General features: G+C 62.1%; 8 protein-coding genes and 1 pseudogene. 6 read left to right on the forward strand and 3 right to left on the reverse strand.

Translation table 11 applies throughout. The features are described from left to right. Positions 1-902 precede the first annotated feature (902 nt). From VMT40_RS39485 to VMT40_RS37540, 3 genes and pseudogenes are all read right to left on the reverse strand, one after another. Positions 903-1,214 (reverse strand): annotated as a pseudogene (locus tag VMT40_RS39485) (WXG100 family type VII secretion target); the annotation flags it as partial. A 21-nt stretch (positions 1,215-1,235) separates the two neighbouring features. Then, positions 1,236-1,658 carry a YbaB/EbfC family nucleoid-associated protein gene (locus tag VMT40_RS37535; protein ID WP_326364424.1) on the reverse strand — a complete coding sequence of 141 codons (423 nt, stop codon included), beginning with the start codon at positions 1,656-1,658 and terminating at the stop codon, positions 1,236-1,238. Beyond that, complete coding sequence (locus VMT40_RS37540) at positions 1,651-2,013, reverse strand: hypothetical protein (protein WP_326364425.1); 363 nt, start codon at positions 2,011-2,013, stop codon at positions 1,651-1,653. The genes VMT40_RS37535 and VMT40_RS37540 overlap by 8 nt, the downstream gene beginning before the upstream one ends. Before the next feature lie 215 nt (positions 2,014-2,228). Between VMT40_RS37540 and VMT40_RS37545 the strand changes: the two genes are divergently transcribed. The 6 genes from VMT40_RS37545 (at position 2,229) to eccA (ending at position 14,347) form a co-directional block, all read left to right on the forward strand. Continuing rightward, the gene (locus VMT40_RS37545) at positions 2,229-4,583 is read left to right on the forward strand and encodes a hypothetical protein (RefSeq protein WP_326364426.1); all 2,355 of its coding nucleotides are present in this window, start codon (positions 2,229-2,231) and stop codon (positions 4,581-4,583) included. Beyond that, positions 4,580-5,395: an ESX secretion-associated protein EspG gene (locus tag VMT40_RS37550; RefSeq protein ID WP_326364427.1), complete on the forward strand. Its 816-nt coding sequence runs from the start codon at positions 4,580-4,582 to the stop codon at positions 5,393-5,395. Before VMT40_RS37545 ends, VMT40_RS37550 begins: the two co-directional genes overlap by 4 nt. Before the next feature lie 273 nt (positions 5,396-5,668). Further along, positions 5,669-7,081: a type VII secretion integral membrane protein EccD gene (gene eccD, locus VMT40_RS37555; RefSeq protein WP_326364428.1), complete on the forward strand. Its 1,413-nt coding sequence runs from the start codon at positions 5,669-5,671 to the stop codon at positions 7,079-7,081. Continuing rightward, a complete protein-coding gene (mycP, locus tag VMT40_RS37560; protein WP_326364429.1) occupies positions 7,078-8,490 on the forward strand; it encodes a type VII secretion-associated serine protease mycosin in 1,413 nt (470 codons plus the stop codon). The genes eccD and mycP overlap by 4 nt, the downstream gene beginning before the upstream one ends. Positions 8,491-8,492: 2 nt before the next feature. After that, the gene (gene eccCa / locus VMT40_RS37565) at positions 8,493-12,515 is read left to right on the forward strand and encodes a type VII secretion protein EccCa (protein WP_326364430.1); all 4,023 of its coding nucleotides are present in this window, start codon (positions 8,493-8,495) and stop codon (positions 12,513-12,515) included. Positions 12,516-12,529: 14 nt separating this feature from the next. Continuing rightward, positions 12,530-14,347 carry a type VII secretion AAA-ATPase EccA gene (gene eccA, locus VMT40_RS37570; RefSeq protein ID WP_326364431.1) on the forward strand — a complete coding sequence of 606 codons (1,818 nt, stop codon included), beginning with the start codon at positions 12,530-12,532 and terminating at the stop codon, positions 14,345-14,347. The last annotated feature ends 4 nt before the right edge of the window (positions 14,348-14,351 follow it).

Below are 14,351 nucleotides of genomic sequence, written 5' to 3' on the forward strand. Positions count from 1 at the left end.
TCGCTCGGACCAATAAGTCCGGCGGATGTACGAGTGTTCGTGCCAGCACCCGCGTCGATTCGACTTGTTACAGGCACCTGCGAGGCGCCCAGCGGCGCGATGGAGGAATCGGCTGCGTGGGTCGTTGTCGAATCCACCCAGGAGCCCCGTCCTGGCTCGTCATTGGCCCCAGACCCAGGGGAAACATACGCTGGTCCCGTCCCGTCGTGGGGCGCACCAGCTTCGAGCTGGCGGATTTCGGGCATTGTCCCGGTGCCTGACCAGTTCTCTGAATCGACGGTAGATTTTCCTGGGCTTGCCGGATCGTCTCGGTTGAATCGAGTTGGTTCGATCGTCTCCGCGGCGGATGAGACGTGGCCGACCCGGTAGGCCCCGCGGACACCGATCGCAACGCCGGGAGCCATGGCGCCCAACAGCATTCGTGGATCGAACTGCTGTCCAGTGAGCAGCGACATCGTTCCAATGTTCAATGGCGCGTGTATGGCGGTGATGGCGAGGCTTCGGCCGAGGGCGCCCCACGGAGATTTTGCGTCGCCCAAGGCCTTGGCGGCACCGGCACCCAGGAAGGACCCGACCGGAGAACTCAGGGCCATGATGGTTCCAGCCTTCAACGATTGCGCGACGTTCAGACCTGCGTGAGGATGATGCGCATATTCGTACAACTGGATTCCGAAGTCCTGCCCGGCCATATGACCGAGCTGTTTCAGGGCATCGAGTGTCATATCGGAGAGGACTTCTTTGACACTGAGGGACCCCAGCCAGGCGGCAAGACGTCGGTAGATGATACGGACAATCGATTGCCCGGTAGCTTCGATCACAGGTATGTAAGGGGCGGCCTCTGGAGACATGCGTGCGACGAGAACCGCCCTGACGACATCTCCCATTGCCAACAGGATGAAGATCTTGGTGGACTCGACCTGGTCAGCGGCGCTGTCCAGGTAGTCAGCGACGCTGACAAGACTGTTGCGAATCTGAGGCAGCGCCTCGATCAATGTCCTCGTGCGTACGCCGATTTCATCGGCATGGACACCCGACTCGCCGGAATTCAGCCGATCGAGCCCGTGCTGCAGGCCGTCATCCACCCCGCCTAAGTTGTCGGCTGCCTGTCGATATGTATCCGCTTTGCGGCGTAGTTCATCCTCGTTAGCTTCGGGCCAGGAATTGAAGGCAATCCAGCTGATCCAATCCCACTCGTGTGGGATTCCGATTGTCATTTGGCTCGCCCCCGCAACACGTCACCACAGGGGGTCTGTCGCGGCGCCCGGTATCTGCCGGGCTTGCTGTCCGGAGGTGTCGATCATGTGATCCAGGTCAGGCGCGCCGGCGACGATGTCGGATAGTTTCGGCAAGTGGAGATTATTCTGGAGCACTGGTTCCATCAGTTGCTGTCCACGGTGGGTGACGTCGGCGGCCGCACGTTGAGCGGCCTCGGTCACTGCCTCTGCGATCTCGTCGAATGTCAAATCTCCGATGTCGTCGCCGAATTCGGTTCGAATGGGCTGGCCATCAGCGTTTACTGTGATGTGCACGCGCCCGTCGCCGGCGGAGGCAGTGGCAGTCAGCAGACTCCGTCGGTGACGTAGGTCGTCCACGACTGACATCTGCCGGCGCGTTGTTTCCAGTAGCTCTGCCAGTTGCGCCTTTTCGGCGTCATTCACCAATTCGGTCCTCCGGGCCGAGCGCGGCACGGCTCAATCGATCCCCGGACGCTTGATCGCTGGCGGTCAGGATGTCGAGAGCTTCGTGTGTACCCTCGGCGGTCCCCAGGAGCCCGTCACGCAGTTGTCTGAGACCCTCGTACGCGCTATCACGTCCTGCGATGTAGCCGTCATAGCCGTGTTGACCATTGTCGATGTTCTGGCATACCTCGTCGTGTCCGCCCGGTGACGCACTCTCGAACCCCACGGCGTATTCCAGCGACGCCAGTACCTGGGCGACCTTGGCTCCTGCATCGCGCAACTTGTCCTCGACGTCGACCAGTATTGAAGGGTCGACCTCGACTTCGCCGCTCATCCTTGATCCTTCCCAGATCCTCGCGGAGATTCTGCATGCGATGGGCGGTACGAAGATCCGCCACTGTGCGTAGATTGACGGTCGAACCGTTGAGATCCGCACAATGGCGGATGTCGCCCTATCAGGGCGAGTGGGAGCCTCCCTTCGAGTTGGGCCAAATCGTTGGCGGCATCTACGGGCCGTCCGACCAAACTTGCTGTCAGGAGTCCAGGAGAATGCCCACTTCAACGGATTCTTCACCAGACCCGTCCTCATCGGTCGGCCCTGCGGCCCCGGCTGCTGGAGATCATCTCGACATCAGCCCAGCAGCATGGCAGGGGGTCTCGGCCCAGCTGAAAACCGGGCAGATCAAGCTTGACGGCGACGTGGCTGTGAAGCTCGGCCAGGCTTTGCAAACAGCGATCGGTCGTGTCCTGCTTGTTCAACAAGAGTCCGGACAAGCGACAACGGTGAACACGTTTTCCGGCCTGAATTCAGGCGAGCTACTCGCAAAGAAGCTGAGTCAAGTAGGCGCCGACTTCGGGTCGGTCACACTTGGATCGCATTTGAATATTCTCTACGCGATGAGCGACGCATTCAATTCAGCAATCAAAATGTACAACAAGGCCGAGTCGAGCTCCGCAACCAGCCTCAATATTTTGAGTATGCCATCCAGCGCGGATATCGACAAGACGGATAGCTCGGCAATGCTCGATCACGGCTTGAATCAACTCGACGGCTTTTCGCTCGTGCACGTCACCAATCCCGATGGTAGTGTCACCGACGTAACCCTACAATACCCGGATATCTACACCTTCCCGGGGGCCCGCGGTTTTACAAACCCGACCGACCCCACGTTCGCCCAGTCTCGATCCAGCATGAAACTCGAACCCTATTACCGGACTCCTAACTACGGCTGGAATGCCCTCACGGATACATGGGATGGATTGGAATCCGACAATACGACGTGGTCGACTCAACTCGGACCCGCCAAGAACATCTTGGGCCAAGGAATGCCTTGGGTCTACCATGACAATCCATGGGGTCCAGAATTACAAACCGTGAATGACTTTTACTGGAAGCTTTACGAGATGGTAGACCCCGACACGGTGGATCGCGCAGGTACCGCATGGAATGCAATGGCAGCCGAACTCGATATCGCGTTCAACGACCTGACCACCCAAATATACCAGCTGAAAAACAGCTGGACCGGGCAGGGCGCCGATACTGCCTTCAAGCGAACGAGTGACTACGCTGACAGCACGCAGACCCTGACCAATACGATGCGGACGATTGGCAGCCTTCTCTCCGACCCGACTCACGGACTGGCACAGTCATTGCGGACCACCAGATCCATCATGCCGAATGCTCCGATCCCTCCTGATATACCTGGCCTTAATTTTCCGAACAGTTCAGACCCCGGCGATGATCCCCGTGAAAAATACCGCACCGGAATGCAAGTGACGTACATGCCAGCTATCTCGTATACCGATGCACACATCCCGGTTTTTCCCGACCCAGCCACTGCGCCGTCCAGCTCTTCGAATCCGCCGACTACCGGATCCCTCGCCGATCTACTGGGTATGTTAGGCAGCCTACCGAACTATTCTGCGGGAAAGTTCAATGTTCTGGATTCACCTCCGAATTTGCCAGGATCAGCGATTCCGTCCGGACCTTCGACCGGTTCAAGAACATATCTGCCCAATAGGGGCAATGGGTCCGCTGAGGACCTCGCAAGCTTGAAACGAGAGCAAGCTGCTCTGAACAAGGCTTCGGAGGATCAAAAGGCGCAGTCGGCCGCCGAAGACCTCAGAATGAAGCAGGCCGACGATCAACAGCTTGCGGCCATGGCTTTGGCCGACAAGAAGCAGCAAGATGCCATCGCACAGCAACAGCAGGCTTCCGAGGCGGAGCAGAGGAGGGCGCAAGCTCAGTCCGAGCTCCAGCAGGCGAGCAACCAGGCTTTCGGGATAATGCAGCAGATCGGCCAGCAACTGGCGAGCGCGGCGCAGCAGGCTATTCCCCGTCCCAGCACCCCTGCGTTTCCCGATCCGACCTCGGTTCCGGACCAGCCTGCCTCTCCTGAAGACTCCCGGGCCATGCCGGTCGGTGGCGGGCCTCGAACCGGGCCCGGGATCTCGGCACCGTACGCACCGCTTGTCAACGATCCATCGTTGGCGGACAAGCTGTTCCCGCGCGCCGCCCTGGCAAGCCCGGATCCGACAGCGACGGGACGCGCTCAGCCTCCGAATCCCTTCAGTACAACGGGTATGCCGGGCAGCCCCGGCATGATGAGCCCCGCCGCCAGTGGCGCCGGAGCAAACCAGTCTCAAGATCGCAAGCGTTCGAAAAGCCTGCAATCCCAGAATCATCTGCTCGAGGCCTTCGGTACGTCCCCGCGAGTGACCCGGCCGGTGCTGGGTACAGAGTTGACTGCTGACGCCGAGCCGGCCAACGGGGCGACGAGCGAAGGTGCCGTCCACTCGCCCGGCGCTCAGCGGTTCCTCGGAGGTGACCTTCAACCAGCATCTCGCCGATCAGTGGGAGCTCCGCAACAGGCCCAGCTCAATCCATTGACCTTCGACGAATGAACAGGACCTGGTTTCTCAGCGACCTGGAATTCTTTGTGCTATGGCAGGATTGGGTCGGCGATCATCTTCCTGCGCCGCTGCTGTTCACCAGCCGTGCGGTGCGATGGGTAGAGTTCATGCGCGAGGTGTCGATCGCACGAGAGCGGCTGCACCACGAACTGGATGGGTCGTTCACCCAGGTACTCGAAACGATTGCCCGGCCTGAGTTGCGGATCGTCGTGCACGGTGTCGATGGCGAGAATCCGCAGAACCCGCAGCGCAGCATACGTATGCTTGTCGCGCGGTGTGGCGATCGCGGTTATCGGGTGGTGCAGGCTCCCGGCGAGACGATATGGCACAGCGGCGGTTTCGAGGTGACGGAACTCGGCGGAGAAGGCATCGCTCGAGCCGTAGTCGAGAGCCTGCCGCGGGTGCCTGCGGGCGCTCTAGGCGAGATCACGCTCCCAGATGAGCACGACCAAGCCGACGTGGACTATTCACTCCAGCGATCGATGGTGACCGCGAGCGCGTTCGGCGATTCCGCAGATCACCGCACTTCCACATTCTTGCGGGCACGAGCCGATACCGTCGGTGTCGTGAAAGTCACCCAGGGTAGATCGAAATTCGGTCCTCGCGGCTTGTCCACACAGATTGTGAGCTGGCGGGACCTGCATGGTGATGGCAGATACGTGATCAGCGCACGCAGGCCATCGATCGCTGTTGCCGCAGACAGCAACCGATTCCGCGCCATAGTCAACCTTGCGGTTCGCACTGTGTCGGATGCTGTCGAGGATGAACAGGATTGGCCCCGATCCCAATCGGCGCCCTGGTGAAAGACTCGACGCCACCTCGGCACGATGGCGGATGTCTCGAAACTGATCGCTGTCTACCTTTTGTGTGCGGCCGTCCGAGTCGAGCCATCCCTCCACACTGGATGACACAGCCCATCGCTGGGCTCGGATGCCGTTGTGGGCCGTCCCGCGCTTCTGCTCGGGAGATCGCGGGGCGGCCCCGCATTATCCGGTGAATGACACATTGTGGAGCTTCGATCTTTGTTCGACGTATCGATGCCGGGTACTGGTAGGCCTGACGTGTGCAGGGTCTCCGTGATCGGTCGTACAACACAGGTGGACTTGGCGTTACCGGCGTCGGTGCCGATCGCTGCGTTCATCGCACAGGTGGCGCGTCTGATAGAAGACCGCGACCCTGATCGGGACTCATACGATGAAACCACGACAGCCGGCGGCCGGCACTGGACGTTGGGTCGTCTCGGCACCGATCCGATTCCGTCCCACCACACTCTGATCGACGCCCAGGTTTTCGACGGCGAGCTGCTGGTGTTGAGTCCGGTTGCGATTCGTGAGGCCCCCGCACTTTTCGATGATGTCATCGATGCCGTTGCTCAGTTGTCCGAAACCGCGTTCCCCAGCTGGTCGATATCCGCGGCGCGCTGGGCCGGTATGGCGCTGGGATTGCTGTGTGTAGCGGTCGCGGATTGGGTTTTGCTCACTGTGGGTGACGAAGGACCGAAGACGTCAGCAGCCTTGCTCGCCGAATGCGTCGGTGCCGGGTCCGGGCTCGCCGCGTATGTTGCCGCCCGCCGGTTCGCCGAGGACGAAGTATCGGCGATGTTTTCGGTGTATTCGCTGCTGCTGATCTTCGTCGGGACAGCGCTGCTGGTACCGGGGCCCCTTGGCAGCCCGGGCGTCATGCTTGCTTGTGCGGTAACCCTTTTCGTCGCGGTCGCCGGCTATCGGCTGACCGGTGCGGGCGCGATGATATTCGCGGCCGCGGCCACGATGCTCACATTCGGGTTGTGTATAACCGCGGTAATGGTCTTGTGGGGTCTTGCACCCGCCAAAGCTGGAGTGTGCGTTGTGGTTTGCGCGCTGCTGGTCGTTTCGCTGGCTCCGCGGGTGGCAACGTCCTATGCGCGGCTGCCGATCCCGCCGGTACCGACCGCAGGCGCGGCAATCGATCCTTCCGACCACGAACCGCGCCCGACCCTTGAGGGCATCGGCGCAATCGGGGCGACAGTACTGCCGTCTGCGGCTCATCTCGCCGACCGTGTTCGTGAGGCCAATCAGATCCAATCCGGAGTGGTCGTGGGTGCCACTGCTGCCGTGGTCGCCGGAGCGATGGTGGCGACAGTGCCGGTCGGGGGTCCGCGGTGGACTAGTGCCGCACTTGCGGTAACCATCGGGCTGGTGCTGTGCCTGCGTGGCCGTACGTTCGCCGATCGCACCCAGGCGGGCACGCTGATCGTCGGTGGCTGCCTCACGCTGATCGGCCTGGCATGTGAGTACGCGCAAAGCTATGACCATGCGTTGATCCCCGCCGCTGCGATTCTGCTGGTAATCGCCATGGTCGCTATCGGTTTCGGTGTTGTCGGACCGTCGACGGAGATCTCGCCGGTGGCCCGGCGTGCGGGTGAACTGTTCGAGTACCTCCTGATCGTCGCGATCATTCCGCTCGCTTTCTGGAGCCTCGACATTTACGGTGCTGCCCGCGATCTATGAGTGTCATCCGATTCCGACAGTGGTTCCGCCTGCTGAGTGCAGCAGTCGGAGCGATTGCATTTGCTGCCAGTGGACTCGCGCCGTCGGCGTGGGCTGCTCCGGTGCTTCTCATCTCTCCGCCGGTGATCGATCCGGGCGTGCCAGTTCCGGTTGGTCCGGTTGGCCCGTTGATCGAGACCGAGCAGCACGCTCAATGCGCGCGCCCGATGTGGTCGGGTCCCGGATTGCGCGGTGCGCCGGAAGCACAACGAGTCCTTGATCTTCCGGCGGCGTGGCGTTTCAGCCGTGGTTCGGGTCAAACCGTGGCGATCATCGATACCGGCGTCAGCCCGCACCCTCGGCTGCCCACCGTCATTGCTGGTGGTGACTTCGTCTCGACCGGCGATGGCACCGACGATTGCGACGGCCACGGTAGCCTGGTCGCGGGAATCGTCGGTGCCCGGCCGAGCGCAACCGACGGTTTCTCCGGTGTCGCACCGGATGCCTCGATCATCGCCATCCGGCAGCTAAGTCTGGCTTTCGAGCCGAAGAATTCGGGCAATGGCCATCCGGCGGGTGCCATGAACTCCAGCGGCTACGGCAACACCGCCACCCTGGCGCGGGCGATCGTGCAAGCGGTGAAGATGCACGCAACGGTGATCGACATTGGGGAAGCTGCGTGCGTGCCGGCGGGCGAGGATGCAGCCGACGGTGCCGTGGGGGTCGCACTCGAGCTCGCCTACGACAGCAACGTGGTGGTGGTCGCGTCGGCAGGCAATCTGCAGACAGACGGTCCGTGTAAAGACCAGAATGACGGAATCGGGTGGGCAGCAGTGAAAACCGTATCCAGCCCGGCCTGGTATGCGCCGTTCGTACTGTCGGTCGCCTCGGTTGACGCGGACGGGTCACCTTCGGCGTTCTCGTTGAACGGGCCGTGGGTATCGGTCGCGGCACCGGGTCGCGGCATCGTTTCCCTCGACAGCGCACCGGGCAGCACAGGTCTGGTCAACAGTGTGCAGACAAGCAGTGGTCCCGGCACGATCGACGGCACCGCCTTCGCGGGCGCATACGTGGCCGGGCTCGCCGCCTTGGTTCGAGCTGAATTTCCTTCGCTGTCGGCGCGCGGTGTGATGGACCGGATCGTGGCAACAGCGCATCATCCGGGCAGCGGGCGTGATGATCGGGTCGGTGCCGGCACTATCGATCCGTTGGCTGCCTTGACTGCGCAGCTGCCCGGGCCAGCGCCGCAGTCGGCCGCCGAGCGGACTCTGGACGCGCCCCGTGCGCCTTCGAGTGTGGATCCACACCCGCGCCGGGTTGCGTTGACCGGTCTGCTGGGTTGCGCAGTGCTGGGTGCGGTCGCGCAGGTGCTCTCGATCGCCTACCGCCGCAATCGTCGCCGTCCGTTCGTCGAGGACGTGGATTACTGACCATGGTCACAGACGGATTCGTGCGCCTAGCCCGCATCGCGCCTCCGCGGCCACTCGGTGGTGAGGTGGTCTTGCACGCGCCGCCGGAGTTGACGCGGCCGATGCCGACGCCGTTATTGGTCAGGCTGATGCCGGTGGTGATGCTTGTCGCGGTCATCGGCATGTTGGCATTGTCCTTGTCATCGGGCCGCCAAGCGCTGTCCAACCCGTTCACGTTGATGTTCCCGCTGATGATGCTGATGTCGATGTTCGGCATGTATGCGGGGATGTCTCGCGGCGGAGGGAAGAAGGCCGCCGAGCTCAACGAGGAACGGAAGGACTATTTCCGATACTTGGCGCAGTTGCGCAAGGATGTTCGCGAAACTGCTGTGGCACAACGGAGTGCGCTGGTGTGGAATCATCCGCCGCCAGTGAATCTGGCGTCGATGATCGGAACTCGCCGAATGTGGGAGCGGCGTCCCAACGATCCTGATTTCGGGCATGCTCGGATCGGCGTCGGCAGCCACAGCCTTGCCACGAGGCTCGCTCGCCCGGAGACCGGTCCGGTCGAGGATCTCGAACCGGTTTCAACGGTCGCGCTGCGCCGTTTCGTTCGGACGCATTCGGTGGTTCACGATCTTCCGACGGCAATCTCACTACGCGTGTTCCCTGCCATCGGCATCGAAGGTGACCGTGACGAAGCCCGGATGGTGGTGCGCGCAATGCTGATGCAGCTGTGTGCATTCCACGGTCCGGATCATCTGGCTGTCGCCATCGTCTGCGCCGACCCTGACGGGCCCGTGTGGTCGTGGGCGAAATGGCTACCGCAACTGCAACATCCGAATGATCACGATGACATCGGTTCGCTCCGGATGATCTACTCCTCGCTGGCCGAGCTCGAGCAGGCATTGTCGGCCGAACTGCTGGAACGCGGCCGGTTCATGCGCAACGCCCAGCCGACCGCGGGCCGGGTCCAACTGATCGTCGTCCTCGATGACGGCCACTTCGACGGCACCGACCGGATTGTCGGCGAGTATGGACTCGACTCGGTGACCGTCCTGGATCTCAGCGGCTCATCGAATGCGTTGGTGATGCAGCGGGGGTTACGACTGGTGGTCACGGACGGCATGCTCGCCGCGCGATCCGCACGGGGGGTCGAGAAGTTCGCGGCCCCGGACTGGGTGAATCTGGCCGAGGCACAGGCCTTTGCTCGTCAGCTGGCCCGCTACCGTCTGACCACTACCACCAAAATCGTCAGTCTTGGTGAGGAAACCCGTGGTGACCCTGGTCTGATGGCGCTGCTGAAGATATCTGACGCCGCACATATCGACCCTCGGGAGGTGTGGCGGTCACGGTCCGGTCGCGAGCGGCTGCGGGTACCGATCGGCACAAATCCCGACGGCCTCCCGGTCGAGCTGGATCTGAAGGAGTCCGCAGAAGGTGGCATGGGTCCTCACGGTTTGTGTATAGGCGCCACCGGTTCGGGAAAGTCCGAGCTGCTGCGTACTCTCATCCTCTCGCTGGCCACCACGCACTCCCCCGATCAGCTGAACCTGGTGCTCGTCGATTTCAAAGGCGGCGCGACCTTTCTCGGTCTGGATCCGCTGCCACATGTCGCTGCAGTCATCACCAATCTCGAACAAGAGCTGACGATGGTCGACCGGATGCGCGACGCGCTGGCCGGCGAGCTGAACCGCAGGCAGGAGTTGCTGCGGGCGGCGGGAAATTTCGCGAATGTGACCGACTACGAGAAGGCCAGGGCGGCGGGTGCCCCGCTCGCCCCACTGCCCGCGTTGTTCATCGTGGTTGACGAGTTCTCCGAATTACTGTCGCAGAAGCCGGATTTCGCGGACCTGTTCGTGATGATCGGACGCTTGGGCAGGTCACTGCATGTCCATCTGCTGCTGGCATCACAGCGACTGGAGGAGAACCGGCTGCGGGGTCTGGACTCTCATCTGTCCTATCGCATCGGTCTGCGGACGTTCTCGGCCAGCGAATCACGGCAGGTACTCGGGATCACCGACGCCTACCACCTGCCTGCGGTTCCCGGTTCGGGTTTCCTCAAGAGTGATGCGACCGATCCTGTCCGATTCAACTCCACCTACGTCTCGGGCCCATATGTCCCGCCTCTGAGCGTTTCCCATCAGGATGGTGCTGGACCGGAGTTTCGCACGCCGACCTACTTCACCGCGCGGGCGGTCGAACTACCCGAACAGACTCAGCCCATGCATATTTCGTTACCGGATCTGGAGGCCTTGGAGCGGGAACCTGCGGTGGGATTCGAGCAGCGATCACTGTTGCAGGTCGTTGTTTCGCGCCTGGCAGGCCACGGCAGCCCGGCGCACGAAGTGTGGCTGCCACCGCTGGATATTTCTCCCACAGTCGACATGCTGCTACCGGACCCCGATTGGCGCTCGCCGCAGAACCGGTACGGGGGGTTGTGGATGCCGATCGGGCTCATCGATAAGCCGTATGAGCAGAAGCGTGAGGTACTAACGGTCGATTTGACCGGCGGCCAGGGCAGTATCGCGGTGGTCGGCGGGCCTCAATCGGGCAAGTCGACGACGTTGCGGACCATCATCTTGGCTGCCGCCGCCACTCATTCCCCTGATCAGGTCCAGTTCTATTGTCTGGACTTCGGCGGCGGCACACTGTCCACGATGGGTGCTATCCCCCATGTCGGTTCGACCGCGAATCGGATGGAGGCGGACCGAGTCCGTCGTACGATCGCGGAGATCACCGTCCTGCTGCGCCAGCGCGAGCAACGATTCCACATGCTCGGCGTCGACAGTATGCATGAATTCCGCAGACGCAAGCAGGAGTACCTTGCACTCCCTGAAGAGCAGCGAGCCGATCATCCGCTGGCGGCCGACCAGTTCGGTGACGTTTTCCTCGTGATCGATGGCTGGCTCGCTTTCCGTGAAGAGTTCGAGATGCTCGAGCCGGTGGTGAATGCCATTGCAGCGCAAGGCCTTTCCTACGGCGTGCATCTCATCGTGGCGGCGTCGCGGTGGGCCGAGATCCGGCCCGTTGTCAAAGATCAGCTCGGTACTCGGATCGAGCTGCGCCTGGGAGATCCGGCGGACTCGGAAATGAACCGGCGCCTGGCCGCGGCCGTGCCGATGGGCAGGCCCGGCCGCGGCCTGACGCCCACCGGGTTGCACATGTTGGTGGCGCTGCCTCGGCTCGACGGCATATCACAACCGAATAACCTGTCCGAATCGATAGTCCAAGCTGGCCAGCAGCTCACCGAGATCTTCGGCAAGCAGCAGGCACCGCCGGTGCGGATGCTCTCGCGCGAGATCACCCGAATCGAAGTCCTCGCAGGTGTCCGTGCCGCTGGCATCGAGCTGGCGCCTACCCGGATTCCGATCGGGCTCGGCGAGTCCGCGCTGCAGCCGATCGTTCTCGATTTCGACGTCCAACCGCACCTGTTGGTGTTCGCCGACGTAGGTTGCGGCAAGACGAACCTGTTGCGCAACATCGTTGTCGGCATCATCGAGCAATCGACGCCCGAGCAGGCGCGCATCGTGCTCATCGACTACCGGCGCACCCTGCTCGGCGTGGTCGACAACGAATTTCTCGCGGGCTATTCCACCTCCCCACACACCTCGGTGCCGACGATCGAGGAGCTTGCGACCTATTTGTCGACTCGTCTGCCGGAACCAGATATCACGCCGCAAAGGCTGCATGATCGCGATTGGTGGAGTGGACCGGAGATCTATGTCGTGGTCGACGACTACGACATGATCGCAGCCAAGAATCCGCTGCTGCCCCTGCTGGATTTCCTGCCTCAGGCGCGGGATATCGGCCTGCATCTAATCGTTGCACGCCGCGCGGGCGGCGCGTCGAGAGCGCTGTTCGATCCAGTGCTGGGTCCGTTGAAGGACCTCTCGGTCGATGCCGTCCTGATGAGTACTCCCAAGGACGAAGGTGTACTGCTGGGCGACGTTCGCCCCACCAAGCTCCCACCCGGGCGCGGCATCTTCGTATCGCGTACAGACGGCAACGAAATGATCCAGATCGCCGACCTGTCCACCCACTGACCGGAGCATTCGTCATGACTGATATCAGACAGGCACAACAGGTATTCGACGCGGGCATCCTGGCGCTCGGGTTACCGGTGGACGGGCAGCAGGCCACTGCTGATCTGGCATACGCGAAAAAGGCGTTCCGGCGCGCCACCGAACTCGATCCAGCGATGTGCGACGGCTGGCTCGGGCGTGCGGCTGCTGGAGATACCAGTCGTGAGGTGCTGTTCAACCTGCACAAGACGAGCACCACAACTCTGTACCGGGAATTGCGCCGTCTAGGATTGCCGCCACGATCGGTGGCCGGCCGGTTCCGGGTCGGCGAGTACATCGAATATCCACTGGCCGGGTTCGTCGAGATCTGGCTCGCGCAGATCACGCGATTGATCGACGAGCGCGAATTCGTCGAAGCCGAGCAGCTGCTCGACGAGCTCGGTCAGCGGCGCAACTCGCATATGACGAGCCCGGACAAGGCCATCGACGACCGGATCTGCGCGTATGTCCGGGGTTTGCTGCATTTCACGACGCAACGCTGGCCTGACGTGATGACGGTCCTGGCAGGTTCGGCCGACTGGCCCGACCCGTATCTTGCCGCGGGCGCGAATGTCATGGTCGGCACGGCGTGCGCCCAGTTGGGACTGTTCGGCGAAGCAATCCGCCGCATGGAGGTCGCCGAGAAGGGGCCGATTCCGGCCGCACGGACGACGGCGATGTTCATCCGCGGTATGTGCCTGCGTGACTTGGGCCAAGAGGAGGAGGCCCGTGCGTTGTTCGAGAACGTCTATTCGCAGGCACCGGATTTCGACGCCAACACCGAAGCGATGCGCGACCCCAATTACCGCATCGCTGTCACCACTGCGCAGAACATTCAAGCCCGAACCGATCCTTGGGATCCCGCATCGGCTCCGGCCCCTGACGCAGAGCACAAGAAACAGAGCGCCGACCGCGCCAAGCGCCTACTCGCCGACGCCGGATCCGAACTGGAAGGACAGATCGGGCTCACCGCGGTGAAGAATCAGGTCGCCAAATTGCAGACCTCGGCGCAGGTGGCGAAGGTTCGTGCCGAGAAGGGCCTGTCCAGTCGAGCCCGCGGCCAACACCTGGTGTTCACCGGGCCGCCCGGAACCGGGAAGACCACTATCGCCCGGATCATCGCCAAGATCTACTGCGGTATAGGTCTTTTGAAGACCGACAAGGTGGTGGAGGCCAAACGCGTCGATTTCGTCAGCCAGAATCTCGGCGGAACGGCCATCAAGACCGACAAGCTGATCGATTCTGCGATGGACGGCGTGCTGTTCATCGACGAGGCGTACACACTTATCCAGACTGGACTCGCTGGCGGCGACGCCTTCGGTCGCGAGGCTGTCGACACGTTGCTGGCACGGATGGAGAACGACCGGGATCGCCTGGTGGTGATCATCGCTGGATACGATAACGAGATCGAGCGGTTCCTCTCATCGAACGACGGCTTGGCCTCACGCTTTGCCAAACGCGTCCATTTCGACTCGTATCAGCCCCGCGAACTGGGCGACATCGGACAATACATTGCGGCCCAGCGCGATTCAGTGATCACCGACGACGCGCTGGAACTGCTGGTCGAAGCCTGCACCGCTCTCTACAACAAGGTCATCACCGACGATACCGGGCAACGTCGCCGCGGCATCGATGTCGCCGGCAACGGCCGTTTCGTCCGAAATATCGTCGAGGCGGCCGAAGAAGAACGTGAATTCCGGTTGGCCACCGACGAATCCGTCGCACTCGAACATCTCGACGAACAATCTCTGATGCGGATCGAGGCGGACGACATGCGCAATGCACTCGCCGACGTACTCGCAGGTCTTTCCTGAGGAC

Source organism: Nocardia sp. CDC160 (assembly GCF_035818795.1).
Taxonomy (GTDB): Bacteria; Actinomycetota; Actinomycetes; order Mycobacteriales; family Mycobacteriaceae; genus Nocardia.

What these genes read in the sequence shown, in the direction of transcription:
- VMT40_RS37540 (WP_326364425.1), bottom strand. Translation starts at nt 2,013, where the DNA reads ATGAGCGGCGAAGTCGAGGTCGACCCTTCAATACTGGTCGACGTCGAG.
- VMT40_RS37545 (WP_326364426.1), top strand. Translation starts at nt 2,229, where the DNA reads ATGCCCACTTCAACGGATTCTTCACCAGACCCGTCCTCATCGGTCGGC.
- VMT40_RS37550 (WP_326364427.1), top strand. Translation starts at nt 4,580, where the DNA reads ATGAACAGGACCTGGTTTCTCAGCGACCTGGAATTCTTTGTGCTATGG.
- mycP (WP_326364429.1), top strand. Translation starts at nt 7,078, where the DNA reads ATGAGTGTCATCCGATTCCGACAGTGGTTCCGCCTGCTGAGTGCAGCA.
- eccCa (WP_326364430.1), top strand. Translation starts at nt 8,493, where the DNA reads ATGGTCACAGACGGATTCGTGCGCCTAGCCCGCATCGCGCCTCCGCGG.
- eccA (WP_326364431.1), top strand. Translation starts at nt 12,530, where the DNA reads ATGACTGATATCAGACAGGCACAACAGGTATTCGACGCGGGCATCCTG.